Genomic DNA, 25,855 nt, shown 5'->3' with positions numbered 1-25,855 from the left:
AATGACAAGCTCATATTCCAATAGAACTTGATTTCACTGCGATTTCAGCACCTTTTCGTAACCGTTTAAAAACACGAAGCGCCAATTGTGCTTTACTGGTTGGGATATTTGGGATTAACGGAATACCCGACTTGCCCATCATCTTAAAAGCCAAAGCCTTTTCATTGGCTGGCAATTTCATCAAAGCGGCGAAGTACAACTTGGGATTCTTTACAAAATCTTTTTTCGCTTTGTAAGTTTCCGCATAGTTGCGTTTGTAGGCGAAAGTCTTATCGAATGTCTCTTCTGCTTTCGTGAAAAATGCATCCCTATCAAAACCTCGTTTTACTTCTCTGCCGTGCATCTTTACTTCAGAGGCTTTGTGTTTACTTCCTGGGGAAAGACTGAAGGAATTGGAAGCGTCCTTCCGGCTGACTATAATATGGATGTGGCTTTGGTTTCCGGGTTTCTTCATTCCCTGGACAATTCGCTTGCCATTGAGTTGGTGTGGTGCTTCCTTTTCTAACTTCCTAATTTTTAATTTCAACCGTTCTATATTGCCTGTTGCCTGACCTTGTTGAATGCGCCTGACTTCTTGTTTCAATTCAAGAATCTTGGTGGCAAAAGTTTGGTTTTCTCGCACCTGAAAATCCGTTCCTTTAAAAGTCCGTTGGTGTTCGATTTTGGCGAAGTATTTAATGTCATCTACCGTAACTGGTCGCCCATTGATTTCCCGGTTGAAACTGGCTGCATAATCCTTCATCAACTCACGAGTGTATCTCTTTAAATCTTCACTGTTGTTCTGAAGTTTTCGCAATTCATATTTTGAAGGACTGACCGTGATGGAATAGAATTTCGGTTCTTTCTTTTTGAGTTTTGCTGTATTTCCATCTATCTCTTTGACCACTTCCTTTGCTGAAATCTCATCGCCATATTGGTTAAAAAAATGTTCCATCTCTTCCTTTTCCAAACCTTCATTTTCCTTTTCGAGATAGTCCACAAAATCCGCTGAGCTCTGCGAGTAATTCGTTCCTAATTTTTGTGGGGTGATGTTAATATACATAGGTTGGAATTTTAAAGTTGATTCTGGTTATTTCGCTTTTCTTGAAACTTCACTTCTTTCTTTTCTTCGGCAAATTTCTTTTCCAAAATCAAGGGTTTCTCTTCAGGTTCTTCCATCTCAAAAAGAGATTGCAACATTGCTACCGTGGGTTTGGTTTGGGTCTTTTCGACATCACGCATTATGGCAATGACCGCATTGATACGTTTCAGTAATTTGGCTTCAATAGTGCGTCCCGTAGGACCTAAATTTTCCTTGGGTGAAATCTCGTTGTAGAAGAAAAAGTCGAGAATGGCTTCCATTGCCTCGGTATGGGTCTTGAAATGTGTTCTTGAGAATTCCTGAAAACGTTTTGCCGTTTCCTTCTTGAATCTGATGCCGATAAATGTGTCCATATTTCGCCGATTTGTCGCAAATCCTTCCCGAAAAATGGACGTTTTGAGGGCATTTGTCGCAAATTGCTGAAAATCAAAAAATTTAAAATAAATTTAAACAATTGATTATCAATAATTTGAAAACGAAAAGGAATCAGTAACATCGCGCAGCGTGTTACCCTCTTGCTATTCCTTTTCGTCCCGCTCGCGGGACAAAAATCCATACAATCCAGCTAAAAAGCTGATTGCCATTTTCGAGGAAATAAAATTTCCGATATGTTATTTTTCGATGTGTACGGTTATCGGCGAAAGTCAAAAAGTGGATAACTGTACTTAAATTGTGTGCTATCTTTCAGCGAAATAAAGATACAATATTTTCGTGATTATGAATGCACTAAAAATGAAAACACCTCTGAAATTTCAGAGGCGCATTTCTTTCAAAAAACATCATTCAGATATTAAATACATAGGTATAGGAATATAAATTCCGTAATGCTTCTTCGTCAAGCATTTGGTCTAAATTGGTGTGGTGCTTGGTTGCATAGTCCATTAAATCTTTGCCGTATTTTTTCTTGACATCTTCCTTGGAATTGGTAAGCAATCGCTCTTGGGCTTCCTCGCTTAAATCGGTAAAATTTAGATAAATCATAGTATACCGATTTAATATTCGCTTGGTAGCATCAACGTATCGTTTACAAAAAACAACCGCAGTTCATCCAATGGAAAATCGGTAGCATTGTAACGATGGGTTTCCAAAACGTTGTCGTTGCCATCGCTGTAAATAATTTCAGCTTCGTACCCTGTATAGTCCTGTTTTTCTTCGGACATTCTTTTAAAGTCAATCGTGATAAACTCGCTTCGGTTCTTCAAACTTTTGGCAATTACCGATGCATCGGTTATGAGCCAATAACAGTCCGCTACGTTAGCGAGGTATTTTAAACCATCCGTAAATCGGGTTCTAAGAATGGGAATGTAGTAGAACATTTCCGTTCCCGTAAAGTGTTGTAAATTCTGTTCTATTTCATTAACTTGTGCTTTCATTGTTCACTAATTTTTAAGTTTGGATAATGAAAAAGAGGGCGCATCTTTTCGACGGGTACGCCCTCTTTCTTTTAAGTCTATTCGTTAGAACCGTTACCGTTTTTTGTACCCAACAATAGGATTTCGTTGGCTTCGATTTCGGTTACGTATCGTTTGATACCGTCTTTGTCCTCATAGCTTCGGGATTTCAGTTTTCCGCTTACGCCTACCTCTTTTCCTTTCACTACATACTTCTCTACAATTTCAGCAGTCTTGCCCCAGGCAACTACAGTATGCCATTCGGTGTTTTGTTCTTTTTCGCCTTTCTTGTTTTTGTAGTATTCATTTGTGGCGAGTGAAAAACGGGCTACTTTGCTTCCGCTTTCAAGGTTCGTAATGGTTGGCTCTTGTCCAACGTTTCCAATCAGTTGTACGTGATTTCTTAAAGTACTCATAACTAAAAATTTAAAGATTAATAATTCCCCTGTTTAATTAAATTGAGATGAAATTTTAAGGGGTGTTTGTTTGATTTCTTTCGTGCGTAGCACAATGGGTGACGTGGGTTTTGTCAAGACTTTCAGGGAATAAATCAGGTGTGTCTGCGACGTAGTAAAATGCTCGCATTTTCAAGGAAGTAGATACCTTATTTTTCGCTGAAACTTGCCACGGTCTTGACAAGTTCCATAAGGGCATTAGCAATTCTTTTAAAGCCAGTTGCGACCCGAGCGTACCGACAGTTAAGCGAGGCGAGCGATTGGGTTTAATGTAGAATTGGTTATGCACTGCCTGTTTTTCGAAGCCCCGAAAAACATTCAAGGCTTCATCCATTATAAACCCCTTAAAATGTGTGGGACAGTACCTTGGTTTTTAAGAATTTTCGAGCAAGGACTCAAGATGTTCTTGCCGTAAATTCTGTTAAGAAAACCAAGGTGCTGGCTTTCCGATTTGGTAAATCGGACTTAATCATCAATTTTAGCTTGGGAATGTAGTGTTCCTTCCCAGCCCAAGCGGGAAGGGTGAACGGAATGGAAAGCTGAAATTGGGGATTGTGTCCAAGATATTTGCAGTGAAGCTCTTTTCCCGAAGTGTAGTGGTTTCCTGATTTTTCAGCAGGAAATCGTGGAATGTAGGGAAATGTGCTGAGCGTTCCTTCTTCGACATCACAGCTTATTAGTGAATCAAGGTTATCAATCTGCAAACTGTACCCGAATCAAAGGACTCATTACGAAGCTATGAATAACCTTCACGTTCATATGAAAATTTGAGGTGATAGATTCCGTAAAAGTCTTTAATTCTCTAATTTTATCAGAATCATAAAGAATGCCGTCAATTATGATGGCTGAAATAGTTTTGGAATTGGTAATTTCCTTGAGTGGATTTTTGTCGAGGATTATCAAGTCAGCCTTTTTTCCTTCTTCAACCGTTCCATAATGCATTTCTAAACCCGCATATTTTGCGGGTACTATAGTCGCACTTTGAAGGGCTTCAAGATTTGATAGCCCGCTTTTTGTTAAATCCTCTAGTTCGCTATGGATACTGAAACCTGCAAAAATATAAGAATCCGTTACGTCTGTTCCTGCCATAATCGGCACACCTATTTCATTGGCCGTTACAACCTGTTTTCTTGCGGCCAAATAAAATGCGGTACTAACCCCTTTGCTTTCTGGTGAACGATTTCTCTTTTGATTGTTTTCAATATCAAAATTCCACCATAACCTTTTCCGCGCCCAAGTAATATATTTAAGGTTTGGGTTTTCCAGAAACGAATCCTTGTGGGCAAAAGCCTCAAATTTTAAGGTTTGTAGTGTAGGCGTCCAATACGCGTTTTTTTCTTTCATTAGCTGCATTAATCCCACAGCTGTTTGAGCGTTGAAATCTTCGACCATTGAATTCTTTGAGGTTTTGAAAATACTTTTCCAATGTTGGGGCATTCTTAAACTATCAGCCTTAGGAAAAGACTCAAACATAAAAATGCGCCCGTGCTCGAAACTTCTTTGACCTAGATTAATAGCATCTTCTAGATTTAAGAACATAGGTTTGTGACCCGCAAGATGCAATCCATATACTGGTGCCTTTATGGCAAGTTCTCGATACGATTCAGGCAATATTTGCTGATATATCTTTATAAAATCGACATTTTCATTTTTGTAAAAACTCAAAAGTGAATCAATAGCGCTACTTGTTTCAAGTTTGAAATATTCAGGGAATCCTTCGGGAACTGATGACGCACCATCCATTTGGTAACTGCTTTGCAAAATATACCTTGGGGAAATCCTTTTGCCTTCAAATAGTTCTTTATTCCATTTTAGACGCTCATTGCTGCCTACCCAATAACTATCCTTTTCATTAAGCTGTCCGGACATATCCCTAACGCCCGTAACACCATTTGCAATATAGAGAGGGTGATGAAGCCAAGGCGAATGTTGATTGGAATGGGTATGCATATCCCATAGCCCGGGAATGACAAATTTGTCGTTACCATCAATTATTAAGTCAGCTTTTATATCAAAAGGGCCAGAAGAATCAATGGATTTTATCCTATTATTTTGAATTACGATATCCTGATTGGCCAGTATCTCACCAGATTGGACGTTGATGACATTGATTGATTTAATGATAAGTACCTCGTACCTTTTAGGCGCTTTCAAATCTGGCAAAGGCCAATATAAAGCGATAATGAGTACTGCTACAAATAACAAAAGGATACCAACTATTACTTTGAGCAGTTTCAGTAATCTTTTCTTCATATTGCAATCGTAAGGTTTATAGTAACACGATTAAATCGAGGAATTGTTACACTACTGATTTTTAACTAGGGACTCAACATCCACCCATTTTACCTTCCATTTATTATTCTCTTCTACAGCAAAAAATAAAAACTTATTGTCTGGTGTAATGTAAGGATTTCCTTGGCCATTAGTATTTACAGCTTTATTAAATGCTTTTGCTTGGGACCATTTTCCCTTCTCATCCTTTTGGCAAATCATTAAGTCTAGCGTTTTATTAATAGCTGCATATATTAAAAAAGAACCATCTGCCGAAACATAAGGTGTGGTTCTTCCATAGGTGTTTGAATCTGATAGATATGTTTTTTCAGCATCCTTAAATTTACCTTCTTCTTGAACTGAATGGTAAATATCCATTTTAGAATAGTCCAAATTACTGGCGTGAAAGTACAGGGTGCCATTTTCTGAAATGGATGGATGCGAAATCAATTTATCCCTCATATTTGGAATATCCACATATTCCGGCTCAGTCCACGTACCGTTATTATTGTTGGTTCGCCAAAGATGCCAAGTTTCGGGTAGGTCTTTGCCAATAATTGGACGTGTAGAGCTAAAATATATCCTCTTCCCGTCTGGCGAAAAGCTCATTCCGTGGTCATCGTATTCGCTATTAAAAAAAGCCTTTTGAGGTTCAGACCATTTTCCTTCTTTTCTTTCAATAATGTAAATATCAAAATCACTAAAATCTTTGTTTGAAAGTGTAAAGTAATACGCATCGAGCTGTGGATTCAATATGCCGCGGTGTATAAGTTTTCCATTGGGAACCAGCTCTTTTTTAAAGAAAATGGGATGCTCATTCGGCAAGATATCCACCCCTAAAAGCGCTTTGTAATTTGGGGATTCATCGGAACATTGCAAAAGCAAAATTGATACAATTATAAGATGCCATTTTGATTTCATTGAAATGTTGGGGATTAAAATTTTTTTACAAAAAAATGAAAATTTTTGTGATTTTTTCAATTCATTACACTCTAACAGGGTGAGAAAACAATTTATGCCAAGCGAAAAAGAGTTTATAAATACGATTAAAGACAACGAGGCAGTCTTGTATAAAGCAACCAGGCTCTACGTGGATAACCCAACAGACCAAAAGGACCTATATCAAGAAATTGTCTTTAATCTATGGAAAGGATATGATTCCTTTAGAGGTGATGCTCAAATCAGCACGTGGATATATCGCATCGCACTGAATACGGCCATCCTTTTCCTCAAAAACAAAAAGCGAAGAGGGCATAGCGTACCATTGGACAATGTTGTTCTTGTCGAAGAAAAATATGACCCAGTGCTGGAAGAGCGATTGAAAATCCTCTATGGCAAAATCAAGGAACTAAAAGAAGTAGATAAGGGCATTATATTTCTCTATCTCGAAGGAAAAAAATATGACGAAATCGCAACCATAACAGGACTATCCACAAGTAATGTGGGTACGCGGATGGCCAGAATAAAAGACAAACTCAACAAAAAGATAATAAAAAAATAAAAATATGGAACTACACGAAATGCAAGCCACTTGGTCTCAAATGAGCCAAGAACTTGAAAAACAAAAGACACTCACAAACGAACTAATTATGGAAATGAGACACCAACGTTATCAAAACAAAATAAGCGTACTTTCAAAATATGAAGGGCTCGGCGCCATTATATGTTTTATTGGTGCGCTATTGCTCTTACCTCAATTGCAAAAAATGGACACTTGGTACTTAATGGCCTCTGGGATTTTCACTGTTTGTTATTTGGTCATATTGCCTGCAGCAGTTTTATATTCCATCTATAAATTGAGAACCATTAACGTACTCAAAAATTCTTACCGTGAACTTTTAGTAGCTTATGCAAAGCGAAAGAAACGGTTTTTACAGACCCAACAAGTAGGCATCGTTCTCAACTTTATATTCCTTGCCGTTAGTCTGCCCGTCGTGCTGAAGGTCTTTAAGGATAAAGACTTGTTTATCGACGACAGCAATATCCTGTTTTGGTATGTGCCTATTATGGCTATTTTTCTCATTATTTTTTCTAGATGGGGCTACGGAAAATATAAGAACGTAGTCGCTTCGGCCAATTCCATTCTAGAAGAGTTGGATGGCAAGAAAGGTTCATAGACCAAACTTCAAATCAGTTTTATTTAATTCTGTACAAACAAAATTCAAATCTTATTGAGCAAGGAATTTCTTGCCTAATTTCAAAACACAAAAACAATGAAAAAATATATTTTAACTATAGCATTCTTAGTATCTGGCCTATTGACAATGGCTCAAAATATCAGTGGAACTTGGGGCGGAAACATTACGCTTCCCAACGAGAAGAAAATACAGTTCATTTTTACTATTGAAGAAAATCAGGACAACTACAAAACGGTAGTGGACATCCCAACACAGCGCGTGAACAATATCACGGCAATAAAGACCACTTTGAAAAACGATAGTCTTGTCATTGACTTTTCTAACGTCGGAATGAAATATCTTGGAAAGCTCAATACTATCCATTTCGAAATCAGCGGAAAAGTAGTCGAGGGCATCAATGCGTTTCCGCTTACTCTAAGTAGGAAGAACATTGAGAAAAAAACTGGAAAGGCACGACCACAAGAACCTAAAAAGCCCTATCCTTATTTGGCAGAATCCGTAAGTTTTCAGAATAAGGAAGACAAAATCACAATTGCTGGTACGTTTACACGACCCAAAGGCAAAGGGAAATATCCTGTTGCCATATTAATTAGTGGTAGTGGACCACAGGATAGAGATGAAACACTATCGGGCCATAAACCATTTTTGGTGTTGGCAGACCACCTCACACGACAAGGCATTGCCGTATTGCGATATGATGATAGAGGGTTTGGCGAATCCACAGGTGTACATTCCCAAGCTACTACCTATGATTTTGCTACCGATGCCATTAGCGCATTGAATTATCTGAAAACAAGAAAAGATGTCGATAATGAAAACATAGGTATCATCGGTCATAGCGAAGGTGGCATCATTGCGCCCCTCGTCGCCAATAGAACCAACGAGGTAGCCTTTATTGTCTCTTTGGCCAGTACGGGAATTTCCGGTACAGAACTTTCTGTGATGCAATCCAAGGAAATGCGCCCCTTTCCTGTGCCCGATGAAGCTGCTTATGAGAAAGCGATTCGACAGGCCATAAAAATTGCACAGCAAAATAAAGAGGTTTCCAAGATTAAAACTGAGCTTACCGCCCATTACAATACTACCATTGCACCTATACTTAAGAACTTGGGCGTTCCAGAAACCAAAATCAAGGAAGTGGTTGGCGGTTTGGTGGATATGCGTACTACTAAATGGATACGCTATTTCTATGGGTACAATCCAGCAACTGAATACGAAAAGTTATCCTGTCCTGTACTTTCGCTCAACGGTAACTTGGATACACAAGTGGAAGCCAAAATCAATCAGGATGGTCTGCGCAAAGCATTGAAAAAAGGAAACAATAAAGATTTTAAGATTATTGAACTGGAAGGGCTTAACCATTTGTTTCAAAACGCAAAAACGGGCAAGATGGATGAATATCAAGACATCGAAGAAACTTTTTCACCAAAGGCTCTTGCGATTATTTCAGATTGGATTTTAGAGCGAATCTAAAATGTCGGTTGAGACTACTTATTGGCTGTTTGATGGGAATGATAAGATGTTCATCAATATTACTTTTACTGGACCTTGAATTTGACAATATTTGAGAATATGCATTATAAACAAATAAGAATTCATTATTGGGTATATGCCCAAATAATTAAGAATATTAAAACACTATACAATTGAAGAAGATATTATTATCGATTGCATTAGGAATTTTATTTATCTCTTGTAATCAGAATAACAAACAAACCGATACCAAAATAAAAGTTGGTGACACCATTGATTTATCCGACTATAATTTGATGAGCATTAAAGGTCAGGAAATAGAAGATGACAAAATGATTCTCATTGATTTCTGGGCAACCTGGTGCGGCCCTTGTATCGCGAGCTTTCCACATTTAGAGAAAATACAAGACAGGTACAAAAACAGCTTACAAATTATTGCTATTAGTGATGAGAAGGCAGAAACAGTAGAAGGATTTCTGAGGAAACGGAAATTTGACCTGACGTTTATGAACGACCTTGAAAAACGTCTGCACAAGAAGTTTGACATAAAAAGCATACCTATAAGTTGCCTGCTATCTGAAGATGGCGAATTCCTTTGGGCTGGCAATTCAGAAAATCTTGAAAGTGTATTAGAGCAATATCAACAATCAGGAAGCATCACAGATTTTGAATTGACGGAATTAAATAGAAGTTATTACGATATAGATGCTATTGAAGTATCAAATAAAAATAAGTTCATAATTGAGGAAGCGGAAAATCCAGAGCGCTACATCGTCAAAAACCAAAAACTGGATAACGCACCGGTAAACATTGAATACATATCGGCAACCCTTCCCGAAATCATTGTTGATTTTCTAAATGTCGACCGTAAGAATATCATAAACAATCACCCAGAATTAGACACTCTATTGCTCGACATTAAGGCAAAAGATAAAAAAACAACCTATGGCCAGGCCAAGAAAGACATATTGAATACCATTAAAGACCGCTATGATTTTGAAGTTCAAGAAGAAATCAAAAAAGCAGAGGTTTATGTTCTGGAAGTGGCAGACGAAACATTGCTAAAACAACATATAGAAACCATTGAAGGTGGTGGACAAGCCCAAATAAAGAATGAGCAAATTGAAATTACCAGACTCAATTTAGAGCAATTGGCAAGCTATTTCCAGAATAAATCAGAGTCGTACATTCAATATAAAGGTACCAACGATTCCAAATATAGTTTTTCAATACAACGTTTTGAAACCATTGCTGAGTTAGCGTCGAGCTTGAAGAATGTTGGTCTTGCGATTAAAAAAACCGAAGGTGAAGTGAAAACTGTTACGCTTAATTAAGTCTAACTTTTATGTTTTAATACTTAAGTATCCAAATTTAAACTTGATTGATAAAATATGAATGGTATTAAAATCAGACACGCCACGAGTAAAGATGTTACAGTACTATTTGATTTGATTATGGCTATTGCCAAACATCACAATCAGGAAGCATATGTCTTAACGGATAAAGATGAACTTTTGAAGGAAGGTTTTGGTGAAGCCCCAAAATTTTATGTGCTTTTAGCAGAATATGAAAAAGAGATAGCTGGCTACTTGTCGTATACTTGGAACTATTCCATTTGGAACGGTAAAAACTATATGAACTTGGACGATTTGTTCGTCAAAGAAAAGTTCAGGGGATTAAAAATAGGGCAGGAATTAATACAAAGAGCCAAGTCCCTTTGCGCAAATGAAAGTAGCGGATTGATGCGCCGGGAAGTAGAAAAAGACAACCACAAAGCCATTCAATTTTACAATCGCTTAGGTGCGAAAATGGTTGAGAAGGGTATTTTTAGATGGATATAGTTTATGATAGGATTAGAAACTGAACGACTGATTTTTAGACAATGGGAACCATCGGATTACGAACAGTTCTCTAAATTCTATTCTGATGAGAAAAATGCCAGATTTGTAGGCGGTGTTAAAAGTAAGGAAGAAGCTTACCGATTATTGGCCACGTATATTGGGCACTATGAACTGAACGGCTATTCCTATTTGGCAGTAGCCGAAAAGACATCAAAAAACCTCATAGGAACCGTTGGGCTTTGGAATTCCCGTCCTTGGCCTGAACCCGAGTTGGGTTATTGGATACTGTCTGAACATCAAGGCAAAGGTTTTGCCACGGAAGCTGGACTTGCTGTCAAGATTTTTGCTTTAGAGGCTTTAAAATTTGATTCATTGGTGAGCTATATCGACCCGTCGAATGAAGCCTCAATTCAACTTGCATTGCGGTTGGGTGCTAAGTATGATTCAGAGATTGATTTACTTGATTTTGGATTGCATTTGGTTTATAAATACTGGTGATATGTCAAAAAGAAAAGAGGTTAAAAATCCAGTTTAAGGTACTGGATAAACCTTTTGATTTATGCGAGGGCATAAACTTCGTCGAACAATTTCTTATCCAACCGTTCCTGTTGGCCGAAACTCTTTTTCAGCACATTGTGCAATACCGAGTTGAAAGCGTTATATCCCAACCAAAGATTAGGTTTTTCGTCAAGCAATAGGGCTTCGTAATTGAGAATTTCAAGAACCTCTCGGGACTTTTTCGATGGGTCACTGTTCTTATCGCTACATTCATAGCGGAACAATTTGGTTCTGTCCAGTATCGCTTTTACGAATTCCTTGGTATCGATGATTTTAAATTCCTTCATCTTGTCGAATTTCTTGATGATGGTGTAGAACTCGTTATCCAGAAATTTATCAAACAGGTTGTTCAACCTTGGCATTATAAGGTCTGTATTATTTCTGCTGTGCTTAATCGAAAACTCAATTTCAGCCTGTGAGACGTGAAGACCGTTAGAGCATACTTTTCGATAGAAACCGAAATGGCCAGAGGTCTTTTCGCTTCCATCATACGAGTTCTTGAACCGAAGCATCGGAAGTATCAAATCCTTATCATTCTTGACCGTGAATTGGCTTTTGTCGTCAATTATAAAGTCGGTGATAAAAGACCTATCGTTTTTGTTGATGGTGCGTTTGTGATAGTTGAGTCTAGCATCAACCAGCATTTCTTCGGCTTTCTTGAAGAACAGTTGGTTCGGAATGTGGCCGTAACTGTTAGATACCACATTAACGATTTTACCATTCGAGATGATGGCATTTTCAAGCCCGCGACGGGATTCCATCTGGGTCAGGTTTTTCAAAGATTTCATTTCATTAGAAACGAAAATCTCATCTTGTTGCAAATTTTGTAAATACATAGCTTTTGAATTTTAGGTTAAACAATTTGTGATAGCAGAGCGTAATACTCTGGATGCTTCTCTCTATAGTAAGCCAGATGACTTTCGGCACCTTCAATGATGTAATTTTCCTTACTGGATTGATAATGTACTTCGGCTTCCTCGACCGAAATCTTTGCTTTTGATGCTTGTTCCATAATGTTGAAATTTTAGTTAAACAATATTTGAGCATCACCCAAACGGAAGCTAAAATCACAGCTCAAAAGGAAACGGAATAAATAAGAAGAGGGATGCGCGCAACGGCTTTATGCCGTAGTCTTTTGATGGGTGTATTTTACGAGTTTACCTTTGCGCTGATATTGATTGATGCTTTCTCTTAGTACCCTTTTGTTAATATCATAAAAAGAAAAAGGGCCGACACGAATGCCGACCCTTCTTCAAACAACAAAAGCTAATCCTTGAGCTCTTGGATTTTCTTTTCAAGAACTGCGATACGCTCTTTCAAACGTGCTTCACGCTTGTTTCGTTTCTCAGCATAGCTCTTCTCAATGTCTGCAATCTTGGATTTGTAATATCCCTGCATCGCATAGTAAAATGAAATATTCGTGAGGTTATTGTTATGGTTGCTTTCGCTAAAATGTACTTGCTTCGTGAGCATATACCGAATCAACTTGTGAAAGATTTCCTTTTTGAAATTCTTCTTGAAATGCTCGACTATTTCAACCCTGGACATTTTCGATGTTTTGGCGAAAAATCCTGAAAAGCATTTTTGCCGGCTCATATAGTCCACATTGTTTTCAAAGAGTGAAATGGAAAACGCAACCATTTCATCTACCGAAAGCGTTTTTTTGGTATCGATATAATCCGTCTCACGAATCATCTGCACCACTTCCTCAAATTGCTTGTTGTTTTCAATCTGTCGCTTGCGGATTTCACGCTCGTTGATTTTGATGATTTGTTCTTCGGGCGTACAATCTGCCATTTTCCTATTGGCCAATGGTGCTGAATATTCAGAAGAATCATTCTTTAATTTCTCAATCACTTTTATGAAAACATTCTTGTTTTGATATGTTTCAGGATGGAAGACGATACCATTTACAAAACCATTCTTTTCTGCTGAACAATACGTTTTCAGTTCTTCCTTATATTGCTGAATAGCCTCTTTGAACTCTGCTTTCAGTTCATCCTCGGAATAATCATAATGCTGATATTCAATCTTAATAGCATCCATTGTCGGCTCGATAGGATTCTCTATAATTTCGACATCGTCCAGCAAATAGACTTTCAATCCATTATTTTCCAGTTGGGAAATAACGAGCTGATTTTTTTCTTCATCAGCCCAGTACTGTCTTATTTCAGGAATGAGCAAAAGGTTTTTTTTCTTGGATTTTTCAATAAGGTTCAAGAACGATTTGGTCTTTTTCGTCTCAAAACAGGGCGATTTCGTACAGACCATCTTGCCTTCACCAAACAGATTGCCTTGATTCGCAGCATTGAATGGACATTCTACACAAGAACCCGCTTTAGCCACCAAAGTCTTATCGGCTACATCAAAGGGTGCTTTTTCCAAATCATAAGTCTGGTCTTTAATCATCCTGTTGATTTGATGTGAATTGTAATCCTCGCCCATCGTTTCCAACATCATTTGTTGTTCCTCTGGTTCAAAAAGTGCGACACCAACACCTAACGAAATGGTCATTTCACCATTGCGAACAAAATGTTTGAAACCGTCAATCAATCCAGCCAACTTCAAACGTTGTCTTATGAAATTGTCGGTTCTTCCCAAACGCTTTGCGATTTCAGAGGGTTGATATTTGTCGCTTAGATAAGCTATCGCTTCGGCTTCTTCGGTAGGCTCTACGTCCTTTCTTTGCAAGTTTTCGATGATTTGAACTTCCAACACTTCATCGTTTTCATAAGTTCTTACTATACTGGGAATTGTATTCTTTCTGGCAATCTTGCTTGCGCGAAATCGTCTTTCGCCCATAACGATGATAAAGTCCTTTCCAGATTTCCGAACCGTTATCGGTTGTAGCACACCAAACTCTTTGATACTATCCGAGAGCTGTTGTAGCTGTTTTTCATCAAAGGTCTTTCTCGGTTGCTTGGGGTCAGGCTTAATTTTGCCAATTGGAATGTTCTCGATTTGAAGTACCGGAACTTTTTTTCCGTTAACTTCTTTCTTCGCAGTAGTTGTTGTACTTCTACGCTTTCTTGTGGTACTTGCTTTTGTTGTCATAATACTCAAATTTTAGATTAAACAATATTTGAGCAGTGAACCAAACGGAAGATAAAATCTTGGCTCAAAAGGAAACGGAATAAATAAGTATGGACAGAAGCGGTGGCTTTATGCCGTAGTCTTTTGATGGAAGTATTTTACGAGTTTAACTTTCGGGAATATTGTATGATAATAAACTCCAAATCGAAGAACAAGAGTCGAGAAAACCTAAATTCTATGAATTTATATTGATTGACATAGTGGTTAATATCAAATGGAATTATATGACACTAAATCAAAGTTTATCTTGAAAATAGGTCAAATGTTGTACCTATGTTGTACCCGTGCTTTTTTTGGTCAATTTTCAAAGTAAAAAAGCCGAAGATTTCTCTTCGGCTTTTAGTGCGGGTGAAGGGACTCGAACCCCCACACCTTGCGGCATCAGATCCTAAGTCTGACGTGTCTACCAATTCCACCACACCCGCATAAAGTGCAAATTAACACTTTTTATTTGGATAAATCCTAAGTCTAGCGTGTCTACCAGTTCCACCACACCCGCTTAGGCCCCGAAAGGTATCGGGGTGCAAATATAATCCAAATTTTGAACAGAAAAACCCCTTCGGCCAAAAACTTCTTTTTTGTACTTTTAGCCTACCTATCGACCAATTTTTATGGAACAAATCAAAGACTACCTCAATACCCACAAAGACCGATTTATAAACGAGCTTATTGATTTATTGAAAATACCTTCGGTCAGTGCCGATTCGGCTTTTTCTGAAGATGTGCACGAAACGGCCCGCGTTGTAAAAGACGCCCTGTTGGCCGCAGGCTGTGACCATGCCGAAATCTGCGAGACCAAAGGCTATCCAGTGGTCTACGGTGAAAAGATGGTCGATCCAAATCTTCCCACCGTTTTGGTATATGGCCATTACGATGTGCAACCGCCCGACCCTTTGGATCTATGGCACTCACCTCCCTTTGAGCCAGTCATCAAAAAAACGGATATTCACCCCGATGGAGCCATATTTGCCCGTGGGGCCTGTGATGACAAAGGGCAATTCTATATGCACGTAAAGGCATTGGAGTTCATGGTCAAGACCGATCAGTTGCCCTGCAATGTCAAATTTATGATCGAGGGCGAAGAAGAAGTGGGCAGCGACAGCCTGGAAGATTTTTTAAAAGAAAACCAGAAAAAACTCTCAAATGACATCATCCTGATTTCTGATACCGGTATGATCAGTAAAGATGTGCCAAGCATCACTACCGGGCTTCGGGGCCTTAGCTATGTAGAGGTCGAGGTTACAGGGCCGAACAGAGACCTGCACTCGGGTATTTATGGGGGTGCCGTGCCCAACCCGATCAATATTTTGGCAAAAATGATCGCCTCGCTGCACGATGGGGACAATCGAATTACCATTCCCGGGTTTTATGACAAGGTCGAAGAGGTATCTGCAGCCGAAAGGGCAGAAATGGCCAAAGCCCCCTTTGACTTGGAAGAGTATAAAAAGGCACTGGACATCGATGATGTCTATGGAGAAAAGGGATACACCACGCCAGAACGGTATTCAATCCGACCGACCTTGGATGTCAACGGCATATGGGGAGGCTACACCGGTGAAGGTGCCAAAACGGTTATTGCCAGCAAGGCCTACGCCAAGATTTCAATGCGATTGGTGCCCAACCAAGACCCCAATGAAATTACCGAGTTGTTTGCAAAGCACTTTGTGTCGATTGCCCCAAAAGGGGTCAAGGTCAAAGTAACGCCCCACCATGGCGGCCTACCTTACGTGACCAATATTGACAGTATCGGTTACAAAGCGGCTGCCAAGGCCTATGAGACCACTTTTGGCAAAACGCCGATTCCCGAACGAACCGGTGGCAGCATTCCCATAGTGGCACTTTTCGAACAGGTGTTGGGCAGCAAGACGATTTTGATGGGCTTTGGGTTGGACAGTGATGCCATACACTCACCCAATGAACATTTTGGGGTGTGGAATTACTTGAAGGGAATTGAGACCATACCCTATTTCTACAAATATTTTACCGAGCTTTCACAGTAATGGTTCAACTAAAAAATCCACTCAACTTTGAGTGGATTTTTTCTAAATCAATCAATCACCTCAAGGAAGTTGCGAATACCCATGACGGGTTTTCCACAAGAAGTATTTTTCGAACAGCACCTTTGAAAAATCATGGAACACATTCGGAATCATGATGGCGAACCTTCTGGGTTTGAACAAATGGTCGCTCAAGATGATGACCTCTTTCTTGCCCGCATCCATCACACAGATTCCGGGTATTTTTCCCCATGCCTTCTTCTTCAGTTTTTCTTTGCCCTTTTCGACCCTGATGATATTCTCGGCCACAATCTTGCCCGTTTCGTCAGACGGATAGCCTGTTTTGGGCCCTGAAAAAGGCACCTTGCCGGGTTTAAAGGGCAATTTTACATCGACGGCAATACCGGCCGCCCACACATTGGGCCAGTCAGGGTGCCTATAATCTTCGCCCACCGGCAAATAACCATTCGCTGTAGGGTTCAGGGCAGGTGAGTTGGTCACAAAATCAACCCCAATAAAAGGCGGCATCAACATGGTGAACTTGCTGGGCAGTTCCTCACCCGAAGTGAGTTTAACACTGTTCTCAGTGACTTCTTCGACCCCTACCTCTGTCCGGTAGTGAATGTTGAACATTTTCATGAACGATTTCAGCATGGTCTCTCCCCCTGGTATGCCATCGATACCAAAATGGCCCAAAAAGGTTTCGGGGGTAATCCAGTACAAGTCGACTTTTTTGCGGATCTTTTGTTCGCGCAGCCATTTCTCAATATTGAAAAGAAACTCGTAGGCTGCTCCCATACATCCTGCATTTTGGGTAGCGCCAATGACCATCGGTCCTGGGTTCTTTTTGAACTCCTCAAGGGCCTTTCTGGTCTTCATGGCGCCGTTGGGCGTGCCGATATAATGGGCATGTTCCTTAACACCCGGGGCCACATGATAATCGACCTTGGGGCCCGTGGCCACCACCAAATGGTCATACGTGAAGTTGCCCTTTTTCGTCTTTACAATATTGTTCTCTGGATCGACCTCCAATGCTTCGGTCTGTACAAACTCTACCCCTTTTCTGTTTAAGATTTCGTCTTTCCTGAAAGAGATATCCTTTACCTCCCTCCTGCCCAAAGGCACCCAAATCAAGGAAGGGATGAACAAGAAGAGCGGAGATTTGTCGATAACGATTACCCGATGCCGGTCTTTTCCTTTTCGTTTGATTTCCAATGCGGCGGTCATTCCCGCGAAATTTCCACCAATTACTACTGTTGTTGTCATGGCCTTGTTGTTTTATGCCATTGAAATTACAATAGCTACCAATCAAAAACAGTAACCTAAGTCACATATGGCCAGTATTTAAAATAAATTTATTCAATAGGGTTCTCAATGTAACAAATCACCAATTATTGCGTTCTAATACCATTACCCTTGCCAAAAGTGGGTTTTCAACTGTCTTTGCCAACCCTCCGACGACGGTTCCACAAAACAAGGGGATTGAGCAATTTATCACCCCGATAGCTATCGGGACAAAACGAACACTATTATGTTACAACGCTTTTTTATCTTCTGCTCTGGGGCGGACACCAGAATCTTAGAGACTTGTTCAAACGGTGAGCGCACCAAGTACGCCGGTATCGGAGCCACCGTGTTCTTTACGGCCGTAATGGCCTTTATAGCCAGCGGGTATGCACTTTACACCGTTTTTGACAATGTGTGGACCGCCGTTTTCTTCGGATTGATATGGGGATTGTTGATCTTCAACCTAGACCGATACATCGTCTCGACCATCAAAAAACGGGACAATATCAAAAAGGAAATCTTACAGGCCACCCCCCGGATCATCTTGGCGGCCATTATCGCCGTGGTCATTTCAAAACCTTTGGAGATGAAAATCTTTGAAAAGGAAATCGACCAGGTAATCCTTGAGGAAAAAAATGCCATGACCCTCGCCAATAAAGAACAATTGGCCCTGCAGTACACGCCCAAAATTGAGCAATTGAACCAAGAAATCGCTGCTTTGAAAGGCGAAATTGCTGCCAAAGAAGCCGAAACCAATGCCCTGTACGATACTTATATCTCTGAGGCCGAGGGTACGGCAGGTACAGGTTTGTTGGGCAAAGGACCCGTTTATAGGGAAAAACGTGAAAAGCACGATGCCTACCTCGCCGAACTGCAGCAACTGAAACAGGCAAACGGTGAAAAAATAGCGGCTATCGAGGCCGAAATGGCGGCTTTGGATGCCGAATATGCGCAGGTGGTGGCCAATTCGCAACCCATCATTGACGGTTTCGACGGACTAATGGCACGCATTAACGCCATGGGCAAACTGCCATGGTTTCCCTCGTTTTTTATCTTCTTGCTTTTCTTGGCCATTGAAACGGCGCCCATTATTGCTAAACTCCTCGCTCCTAAAGGGGAATATGACTATAAATTGGAGGAAGAGGAAAGTGTAGTGGCCACTTGGGTCACCCAAAAGGTGAAACAGCGCAACCAAGTATTGGCCACCGATCTTGCCATCAACGATAAGGTCTACGCCGATATCAAATCAGAAGAGGAACTGTACAACTACAAAAAACAAAAAGCCGAGGAGTTGCTAAGGCTTCAGGCTGACAAATTCCACGAGGTACAAGTAAAGGGGCTGTAACGAACGTGGGTTCGATGCAAGATATGTCATTTATATGGCGCAAAGGCCCTTAAAATCAATGCATGTATCCTCAAGTGCCGTCGAGACCATAATGATCTGGAATATGACAAGGTCTCGACTGCGCTCGACCTGACATCTATACAAATTTTTATGTCGAACCTTGATCAGTGCCTTTAAACAATATCCATCTTTTCAAGCAAAAAGGAGGCGTTCATGGTTTTGCTGACCCCTTTTTTAAGGCGGTAATCAAAATAGAGCTCGCCTTCTTGAATTGTAGCATCCAAATAGTAATTGTGCACTTGCGGCAAATCATCCGCGGCTTCACAAAGACTTAGATCGTGCGTGGCAATGAGCCCCGTGGCACGGGCCTGTACCAAGCGGTGCAGAAATCTCTTGGACCCAGCGGCCTTATCGGTACTGTTGGTGCCCTTTAAAATTTCATCGAGCACCACAAAATAGGGTTCTTCTTGCAACAGGTCGATGATGAACTTCAACCGCTTCAACTCTGAGAGAAAATAAGAATCGCCCTTGCTAAGCGAGTCGATGCTCCGCATACTCGTCACCAACTTATTGGGTGAATAGAGACACTCCTCGGCACATACGGGCAGCCCCATATTGGCCATTACGATCAAGAGACCGGTTGTTCGCAAAAAGGTGCTCTTGCCCGCCATGTTCGAGCCCGTGATTATAAAAAAATCCTCATGATTGATGGTGAAGTCGTTCCTGACATTCTTTTCTTCCGGAATCAAAGGGTGCCCAGCCGCTTTACAGGCGAGTACTTGGGGGCCGTTATGGATCACAGGATAACAGTAAAGCGGATGGTTAAAGGCAAAATTGCCCAAGCTGTTATACGCGTCGAACAACGCAATCACTTCAAACCAGTCAGCTACTTGCTCTTTATGCTGCCCAATCCACTTCTCTATTTGATGGGCTGTCTGCAAGGCTCCCAAAAAACAGCCGTTGCCAAATATGGCATAAAAGATATTGTTGTTGTAATCCATGGTGTTGAGCAGCCGTGCGAAATCTGCAATTGCCTCAGAGGCCTTTTTATCATCTACCAAAAGTCGTTGTTTTTGATATCGCAATTGTGCCGCCTCAAACTCGGTTTCCTCTATACTGGTGAGCAAACTCGAATACTGTTTGAACACGGCCTTGATCCTATCGGCCATTTGGGCCAATTGTTGTATGCGTCTAAAGTAACGCCCTGTAAGGCCCAACCCTAACAGAATCCAATACCCCAACAAACTCCATGACCAGCCTTGCCAAAAAGCCATTGCTCCTAAAAATAAGGTCATCACCAAGAACAACCAGGGCAAAAAACGCATCGATCCGGGTACAAACGGCACATTTTGTTTGAGCCATTTTGTTATTTCGCTAACCGGGGTTTGCTGCTGGATCAGCATGGCCCTGGCGGTAAAGTCTTGTCGCCATTTTGGTTTTTGGGCCAGGTCATCGACCGTTTCCTGTTTGGCGGTAATGGCACCAATATCGTTTGCGGTGAACATTTGCGCCAGTGCATCTTTTCCTTCTTGAAGCTGGGCACGGTTCAGGTATTGGAAAAACGAACCTTTTCCGAATAGATCTAGATCATGGCTGTAACAATGTTGGTCATCCACATATTCTTCCCCTGATGGCAACTCTTCAAAATTGTGCTGCAACACTTCTATTTCGGTGGCATTGACCTTTACCAAGGCGTGCAAAAGACAGTATTTCTTTTTCACATCTTGGTAATATCTGACCAGGCCCAGAAAGGCTGCCATGCCCAGAAAGGTGCCCACGACCGCCCACTTCGCCTCGAAACGCAGCAGGTACACCGCCAAAATTGTGAGCAAAAAAAGGACCAATCGCGAATAGGACAGCATTTGCAACCATCTTTGAACCTTATTGCTTTGCCCGGTATATCGGGTCAAATTGGCACCGTAGAAATCTATGAGTTTTTGCATGTTACATTGAAACCCTAAAGATAACCAATCAAGAATCGGGCAGTTCGTCCCATTCTATTTTTGTTTTCTTGGGAAGTTTCTCCACCACCAAATCGTACGAATGGTCGATCAGTTCTCTTGTAAAGGAATCAGGGAGGCTCTCATAGAAAAGGGTGTTCCAATGTACCTTGCTCATATGGTAGCCGGGGGTGATGATGCCGTCATAAGCTTCGCGAAGCTCGATGGCACGTTCGGGATCACATTTGAGATTGGCCTGTGACGGAAGTCTTTCCAACGGCACCAAGGCAAACATCTTGCCCATTACCTTGAACACCAACGTATGCTCATCAAAGGGAAAGGTTTCTTCCACGCCCTTTTTTGCCAAGCAATAGTCTCTGAATTCTTCAACGTTCATCAGCTAAGTTTTAATCTGGTTTCCAGAAAGGGCATCCAACTGTTTCCAATGATACCTTCGTTTTAAAAAGGGGCGGTCACCTATATCGTTGCCTTCGACGGTCTCGACCAAACTTCCTCCCAAACGTTCATAAAATTGTATGGCCTCCTGATTTTGTTCCAATACCCACAGGTACATTCCATTATAATTTTCCCCATTATCAATTTTTCGTGCCAGCATTGTCATCAGGTGCCTACCAAGACCGAGGCCTTTGTACTTTGTGGCCACATGAAGATTGTCAAGTAATGTACCATATACCGGGTGGTCGTTCATGTAAGCGCATAAAAATCCTGCCAAAACATTGCCTTGTTTTGCCAACAGTATATATTGGTTTGAAGATGGGGCATTGACACGCTTCGTCCATATCTTCAAACGGTCATCGATCAACGCATGATTCAAAAAGCGGTCAGAAAAGACACCCCTATAGTTTTCTTGCCAGCTCTGTGCATGTAGCGAGGCAATGGCCATGCTGTCATCAGTTTGCGGTGCCAATATTTCAAAGTCTTTGAATTGCTCATATACCTTGCGCGTCATAAACGATGACTTTTTTCCAAAGATCTTTACATTCTTCGATAAAGGTAATGTGGGCCTCTTCTTTTTGGTAGCCTTCTTGCGCCTCGGCTGATTCGAAGGTCACAATAAGGTTGTAGGTAAACGAATCATCGACCACATCACGTACGGCTTTTGGTGGGGTGCCGATAAAGTTGGTCTTGGCATACTTTGAATTGTCCAAGAATTTTCTAAGTGATGCCTCAAAGCGTTCGCGGGCCTGCTCGTCATCGGGGTCGTTGAACCAGAAATAGACTACATGGGCAAAGTTCGAATCAAATTCGTTTACCGTATCATCACTTTGGGCAAACGTTATGGCCGTAACCAACAGCAGGGCAAAGGTTAAAATAGATTTTTTCATTTTAGTTGTTTATTCGGATTCTAACAGTTGTTTTTCACGGTTCGATATTTCCAGGGCCGAATAGTCGAGTCTCCAGCCAATGGTCTCCACTATCTTCTCAACCAACAAAACGGCCTGCAGGGCTTCCTTTTTTGCGGTTTCCATAAGGCCGCTTTCGGGAATTTTCTCTCTAATGTGCTCTTTTGCCCTTTGGTTCAAATCGGTAAGGTCGTTGGATGAAAAGGTATTGAAAAGTCCACTTTGAATATCATAAAACTGTATGTCGGGCTCTATTGATAGCACCTCGGGATCAGGAAAACCGGAGAGGATTATTTTTTTCTTCTCGGTATCGGCCCGTAATTTAAGCTTCTGAAGGTCATAGCCCACCTGTACCTTTGCATTGATCACGATCAAGGCCTTCTTTTTGCTGCTCAAAATGTTCATAAAGCCCTTGATGTTCTCGTACCGATAGATTTCGGCAAAATCCCCTTCGACCGAGACCAGCTTGCAAACACTCTTGATCTTGTCGAGAATCACGGTACTCTGGTGCTCGACCAACTCCCTTCTTTTCTTTCGATTAAAAAAAGAATAGAGCCAATACATAAGAATCGCGCCAAGAACCAGCCCAAGAAAGGCTTCTACAATACTATCCATCGCCTAAATATAACAAGATTGCCCCTATTCCAATATTTCAAACAGTACAGGGCGGCTTGGGGAGGCATCATTCTCAAAGGGGGCCACCTGTAAATTCAGAAAATATTTGCCGTCTTTGATGTGGTTTGGCACAAATATCAGTTCAGTGATGGTGGCATTTTTTCGGATTTTACCGTTAAAATTCCAAAACGCCCTGTGGGCCAACAGTTCACCATCGTCTTTCTCCCTGTCCACTGAGGGCAAATCAATCAATAAATGCCCAATCCCTTTCTGCGCCAAAAACGCCGCGGCCTCTTCCAGCATGTAAGGCGGATTTGTATGGGAATACTGCCTTGACAGTTTCGCTTTGGTATTGGGCAGGGTACGGATAACGACCGCATCACGCCTGCCACTACCCAGTACATATTGCAATTGCTTTTTTGAGATGACCAGATCTTCGCCACGTTTCTCAGGGGCAATGGTCAGCAACTCGGCGGCAAAGAAATAATTTTTCAGATTTTGGTTGATGGAATGGAACCCCTCGGTAATATGCCCCACGCATTCGGTATGGGTACCATGCGCATGCGGATTGAACCAAATGTCGTTGAAGTTGATGGAAGCCCCTTCACTTACCTTCGCCACAAAATCCCCATCGCGATGGGGATCTATTCTTGGATGGTCAACATACCAAGCATTTACATTGGACGCATCGCCCCGCAAAGGCATGGAGATGTCCAAAGGTTTTGACAGGTCGATTTGATAGGTTTTTGAATTGTATGAAATGTTGGCTATCAATTTTTTGGAGTATTTGTCATTTCCAACTTGATTGGGTGTCTATAAAACTTATGGCTCCCTGCTTTCGCAGGAATGACAATTTACTATTTTAAATTTAACATAAACAGATCACTTGCGATGCCATCGACCAAAAACTTGCCTTTTTTGGTGACCAACAAGGTATCGCCATCTAAAAACAAAAGGTGCTTACCCACATATTTCTGTGCCTGCTGTTCAAGGAACTGGCGGTAGTTTTGCCCAAAGTCGTTTTCCACTTTGTTCAACGAAACGCCCCAAATGGTGCGCAGGCCGGTCATCACGTATTCATTGTAGCGGTCGGTGGTCGATAGGGTCTCGTATTCAATGGGCAGTTTTCCCATTTCAAGGGCCTCGATGTACTTGTGGTTGTTTCGTATGTTCCACCCCCTTTTTTGTCCGTCAAACGAATGGGCCGAAGGACCAATGCCCACATATTTCTTGCCCTGCCAATAGGCGGTATTGTTCTCTGAAAAAAAACCGGGTTTGCCAAAATTGGAGATTTCATAGTTCACAAAACCGTTTTCCTCCAACATCCATAAAAGCATTTGAAACTGTTCTTGTGCCTGTTCATCGTCGACGTCCTCAACAATTCCTTTCTCTATAAACTTTTTTAGGGCCGTTCTAGGTTCCACGGTCAAGGCATAACTTGAGATATGGGGAATGCCAAACGACAGTGCCTTTTCAATATTCGCTTTCCAGCGATGATTGTCCATCCCCGGTATGCCGTAGATCAAATCAATCGAAATATTCCCAAAATATTTTTTCGCTTCGCGGATGCAGTCTTCCGCTTCGCGGGAATCGTGGGCACGGTTCATCAGTTTCAAATCCTCTTCAAAAAAAGATTGGACACCGATGCTCAAACGGTTTATGGGACTGTGGGACAACTGGAATATTCGATTTCTGGACAGATCATCAGGATTGGCTTCCAACGTAATCTCGGCACTATCGGAAACATTAAAGTTCTCATAAACGGCATCAATCAAAAATCGTAATTCGTCAATCGTCAATACACTTGGCGTGCCCCCACCGAAATAGATGGTTTTGATCACTTCGCCGTTCATCTCATGCTTTCTGAGCTCGATTTCTTTGGTAAGGCATTCGACCATGGCTTCTTTTTTTTTCAAACTGGTCGAAAAATGAAAATCACAATAGTGACAGGCCTGTTTGCAAAAGGGGATGTGGATGTAAATTCCTGACATTTGGTTCGATTAGTGAACAGTTTTTAGTGAGCAGTAAACAGCGTTTGGTTCAGTTGAAACCTTCCTTTGAACCAAATTTAGCTGGGTTTTTAATCATATAATAAAGCAGTCGCCCCACCTCTTCGCTTTTTGCCGTTAAATCATCGAAAAGCACTTGTGGAATATATGCGCATTCAAAAAAATACTTGAGCCAATTTTGAGTTTCTAAATTCTCGCCGTCACTGTCTGTCAGTTTGCTGATAAAATGTTTTGGATATTTTCTTTTGGCATAAGCTTCGGCAATATTCCCAGAAACACTTCGTGACGAACGTCTAATCTGGTCTGTCAAAGAATATCGCTCCTCTTTTGGAAAAGTTTTGGTCATCACAAAAATTTCCATGGCCAAATCAAAGGATCTTTGATATGCCAATAATTCATCAAATCGCATAAAACTACTGATTACTGCTCACTGATTACTATTCACTCCTCCACCCTACCTGAATTATTTTTGACAAAACTCTCCCAACCAGTATAACGTTTGCCTATATCGACCCGGCCCTCGTTATAAAAATGACAAACGGCGGCCGCCAAACCATCGGTACTGTCCAAGTTTTTTGGAAGTGATTTTAATTGCAATACCGATTGCAGCATCTTGGCAACCTGCTCTTTACTTGCGTTACCGTTGCCCGTTATGGCCATCTTTATTTTTTTTGGCATGTATTCGGTAATGGGTATCTGCCGTGAAAGTCCCGCCGCCATAGCAACTCCCTGGGCGCGCCCCAATTTTAGCATCGATTGCACATTCTTGGCATAAAACGGGGCCTCAATGGCAATTTCATCGGGGTGGTAGGTGTCGATCAGCTCTAAAGTGCGTTCGAAAATCAACTTGAGTTTCGTGTAGGGGTCTTCATATTTTCTGAGCAGTAGTTCGTTCATCTGCACAAAGTGCATCTTCTTGTTCACCACCTTTATGATGCCAAAGCCCATGATAGTGGTACCCGGATCGATACCCAATATGATTTTTTCGTTTTCCAAT

28 protein-coding genes and 1 tRNA gene are annotated in these 25,855 nt (G+C 41.2%); 8 read left to right on the top strand and 21 right to left on the bottom strand.

Annotated elements, in window-relative coordinates:
* Window positions 1-10: 10 nt before the first annotated feature.
* The 7 genes from mobB to VC82_RS08730 form a co-directional block, all read right to left on the bottom strand.
* The gene (gene mobB / locus VC82_RS08770) at window positions 11-1,042 is read right to left on the bottom strand and encodes a MobB family relaxase (protein WP_045802043.1); all 1,032 of its coding nucleotides are present in this window, start codon (window positions 1,040-1,042) and stop codon (window positions 11-13) included.
* 11 nt (window positions 1,043-1,053) lie between these two features.
* Window positions 1,054-1,434: a BfmA/BtgA family mobilization protein gene (locus tag VC82_RS08765; protein ID WP_045802042.1), complete on the bottom strand. Its 381-nt coding sequence runs from the start codon at window positions 1,432-1,434 to the stop codon at window positions 1,054-1,056.
* 430 nt (window positions 1,435-1,864) lie between these two features.
* Window positions 1,865-2,062 carry a hypothetical protein gene (locus tag VC82_RS08760; protein ID WP_045802041.1) on the bottom strand — a complete coding sequence of 66 codons (198 nt, stop codon included), beginning with the start codon at window positions 2,060-2,062 and terminating at the stop codon, window positions 1,865-1,867.
* A gap of 11 nt (window positions 2,063-2,073) precedes the next feature.
* Window positions 2,074-2,454: a DUF6876 family protein gene (locus VC82_RS08755; protein WP_045802040.1), complete on the bottom strand. Its 381-nt coding sequence runs from the start codon at window positions 2,452-2,454 to the stop codon at window positions 2,074-2,076.
* 77 nt (window positions 2,455-2,531) lie between these two features.
* Window positions 2,532-2,888, bottom strand: coding sequence for a single-stranded DNA-binding protein (locus VC82_RS08750; RefSeq protein WP_045802039.1), 357 nt, complete (start codon window positions 2,886-2,888; stop codon window positions 2,532-2,534).
* Window positions 2,889-3,620: 732 nt separating this feature from the next.
* Window positions 3,621-5,180, bottom strand: a complete 1,560-nt coding sequence (locus VC82_RS08735) for an amidohydrolase family protein (protein ID WP_045802036.1) — start codon at window positions 5,178-5,180, stop codon at window positions 3,621-3,623.
* 51 nt (window positions 5,181-5,231) lie between these two features.
* Window positions 5,232-6,179: a TolB family protein gene (locus VC82_RS08730; protein WP_157518037.1), complete on the bottom strand. Its 948-nt coding sequence runs from the start codon at window positions 6,177-6,179 to the stop codon at window positions 5,232-5,234.
* A gap of 34 nt (window positions 6,180-6,213) precedes the next feature.
* On the opposite strand from VC82_RS08730, the gene VC82_RS08725 reads away from it, so the two are divergent.
* From VC82_RS08725 to VC82_RS08700, 6 genes are all read left to right on the top strand, one after another.
* Window positions 6,214-6,699 carry an RNA polymerase sigma factor gene (locus VC82_RS08725; protein ID WP_045803345.1) on the top strand — a complete coding sequence of 162 codons (486 nt, stop codon included), beginning with the start codon at window positions 6,214-6,216 and terminating at the stop codon, window positions 6,697-6,699.
* A 4-nt stretch (window positions 6,700-6,703) separates the two neighbouring features.
* The gene (locus VC82_RS08720) at window positions 6,704-7,315 is read left to right on the top strand and encodes a hypothetical protein (RefSeq protein ID WP_045802034.1); all 612 of its coding nucleotides are present in this window, start codon (window positions 6,704-6,706) and stop codon (window positions 7,313-7,315) included.
* A gap of 96 nt (window positions 7,316-7,411) precedes the next feature.
* A complete protein-coding gene (locus tag VC82_RS08715) occupies window positions 7,412-8,809 on the top strand; it encodes an alpha/beta hydrolase family protein (RefSeq protein WP_045802033.1) in 1,398 nt (465 codons plus the stop codon).
* Window positions 8,810-8,982: 173 nt separating this feature from the next.
* Window positions 8,983-10,143 carry a TlpA family protein disulfide reductase gene (locus VC82_RS08710; RefSeq protein WP_157518035.1) on the top strand — a complete coding sequence of 387 codons (1,161 nt, stop codon included), beginning with the start codon at window positions 8,983-8,985 and terminating at the stop codon, window positions 10,141-10,143.
* Between the two features lie 57 nt (window positions 10,144-10,200).
* A complete protein-coding gene (locus VC82_RS08705; protein ID WP_045802031.1) occupies window positions 10,201-10,650 on the top strand; it encodes a GNAT family N-acetyltransferase in 450 nt (149 codons plus the stop codon).
* 3 nt (window positions 10,651-10,653) lie between these two features.
* The gene (locus VC82_RS08700) at window positions 10,654-11,148 is read left to right on the top strand and encodes a GNAT family N-acetyltransferase (RefSeq protein WP_045802030.1); all 495 of its coding nucleotides are present in this window, start codon (window positions 10,654-10,656) and stop codon (window positions 11,146-11,148) included.
* A 59-nt stretch (window positions 11,149-11,207) separates the two neighbouring features.
* Here VC82_RS08700 and VC82_RS08695 read toward each other — a convergent pair whose 3' ends face one another.
* The 4 genes from VC82_RS08695 to VC82_RS08685 all read right to left on the bottom strand — a co-directional run bounded on the left by VC82_RS08695 (window position 11,208) and on the right by VC82_RS08685 (window position 14,726).
* Complete coding sequence (locus tag VC82_RS08695; RefSeq protein WP_045802029.1) at window positions 11,208-12,044, bottom strand: DUF932 domain-containing protein; 837 nt, start codon at window positions 12,042-12,044, stop codon at window positions 11,208-11,210.
* 17 nt (window positions 12,045-12,061) lie between these two features.
* Window positions 12,062-12,220 (bottom strand): hypothetical protein, encoded by a 159-nt coding sequence (locus tag VC82_RS15560; RefSeq protein ID WP_157518033.1) that lies wholly within the window; start codon window positions 12,218-12,220, stop codon window positions 12,062-12,064.
* A gap of 254 nt (window positions 12,221-12,474) precedes the next feature.
* Entirely contained in the window at window positions 12,475-14,262 is a 1,788-nt protein-coding gene (locus VC82_RS08690; protein ID WP_045802028.1) for a ParB/RepB/Spo0J family partition protein, read from the bottom strand.
* 382 nt (window positions 14,263-14,644) lie between these two features.
* A tRNA-Leu gene (locus tag VC82_RS08685) sits at window positions 14,645-14,726 on the bottom strand.
* Between the two features lie 186 nt (window positions 14,727-14,912).
* Here VC82_RS08685 and VC82_RS08680 point away from each other — a divergent pair.
* Window positions 14,913-16,301: a dipeptidase gene (locus VC82_RS08680; RefSeq protein ID WP_045802027.1), complete on the top strand. Its 1,389-nt coding sequence runs from the start codon at window positions 14,913-14,915 to the stop codon at window positions 16,299-16,301.
* A 60-nt stretch (window positions 16,302-16,361) separates the two neighbouring features.
* Here the strand turns inward: VC82_RS08680 and VC82_RS08675 are convergent, their stop codons facing one another.
* Entirely contained in the window at window positions 16,362-17,564 is a 1,203-nt protein-coding gene (locus VC82_RS08675) for an NAD(P)/FAD-dependent oxidoreductase (protein WP_045802026.1), read from the bottom strand.
* Window positions 17,565-17,829: 265 nt separating this feature from the next.
* On the opposite strand from VC82_RS08675, the gene VC82_RS08670 reads away from it, so the two are divergent.
* Complete coding sequence (locus tag VC82_RS08670; protein ID WP_045802025.1) at window positions 17,830-18,930, top strand: DUF4407 domain-containing protein; 1,101 nt, start codon at window positions 17,830-17,832, stop codon at window positions 18,928-18,930.
* 173 nt (window positions 18,931-19,103) lie between these two features.
* Here the strand turns inward: VC82_RS08670 and VC82_RS08665 are convergent, their stop codons facing one another.
* From VC82_RS08665 to ruvC, 9 genes are all read right to left on the bottom strand, one after another.
* Window positions 19,104-20,873, bottom strand: coding sequence for a MutS-related protein (locus VC82_RS08665; protein WP_045802024.1), 1,770 nt, complete (start codon window positions 20,871-20,873; stop codon window positions 19,104-19,106).
* A gap of 28 nt (window positions 20,874-20,901) precedes the next feature.
* Complete coding sequence (locus VC82_RS08660; protein ID WP_045802023.1) at window positions 20,902-21,267, bottom strand: MmcQ/YjbR family DNA-binding protein; 366 nt, start codon at window positions 21,265-21,267, stop codon at window positions 20,902-20,904.
* Window positions 21,268-21,270: 3 nt separating this feature from the next.
* Complete coding sequence (locus tag VC82_RS08655) at window positions 21,271-21,840, bottom strand: GNAT family N-acetyltransferase (RefSeq protein ID WP_052698973.1); 570 nt, start codon at window positions 21,838-21,840, stop codon at window positions 21,271-21,273.
* Entirely contained in the window at window positions 21,821-22,216 is a 396-nt protein-coding gene (locus tag VC82_RS08650) for a Dabb family protein (protein WP_045802022.1), read from the bottom strand. The genes VC82_RS08655 and VC82_RS08650 overlap by 20 nt, the downstream gene beginning before the upstream one ends.
* A 9-nt stretch (window positions 22,217-22,225) precedes the next feature.
* Window positions 22,226-22,849, bottom strand: a complete 624-nt coding sequence (locus VC82_RS08645; protein WP_045802021.1) for a DUF4230 domain-containing protein — start codon at window positions 22,847-22,849, stop codon at window positions 22,226-22,228.
* A 24-nt stretch (window positions 22,850-22,873) separates the two neighbouring features.
* Window positions 22,874-23,623, bottom strand: a complete 750-nt coding sequence (locus tag VC82_RS08640) for a cyclase family protein (protein ID WP_045802020.1) — start codon at window positions 23,621-23,623, stop codon at window positions 22,874-22,876.
* Window positions 23,624-23,706: 83 nt separating this feature from the next.
* Window positions 23,707-24,840 carry a radical SAM family heme chaperone HemW gene (gene hemW, locus VC82_RS08635; protein ID WP_045802019.1) on the bottom strand — a complete coding sequence of 378 codons (1,134 nt, stop codon included), beginning with the start codon at window positions 24,838-24,840 and terminating at the stop codon, window positions 23,707-23,709.
* A gap of 49 nt (window positions 24,841-24,889) precedes the next feature.
* A complete protein-coding gene (locus VC82_RS08630) occupies window positions 24,890-25,267 on the bottom strand; it encodes a four helix bundle protein (protein WP_045802018.1) in 378 nt (125 codons plus the stop codon).
* 32 nt (window positions 25,268-25,299) lie between these two features.
* A complete protein-coding gene (gene ruvC, locus VC82_RS08625; RefSeq protein WP_045802017.1) occupies window positions 25,300-25,854 on the bottom strand; it encodes a crossover junction endodeoxyribonuclease RuvC in 555 nt (184 codons plus the stop codon).
* Between the last annotated feature and the right edge of the window lies 1 nt (window position 25,855).

This window comes from Flagellimonas lutaonensis (assembly GCF_000963865.1).
In the GTDB taxonomy this organism is placed as follows: Bacteria; Bacteroidota; Bacteroidia; order Flavobacteriales; family Flavobacteriaceae; genus Flagellimonas_A; species Flagellimonas_A lutaonensis.
This window is presented reverse-complemented; position numbering and strand designations above follow the sequence as displayed.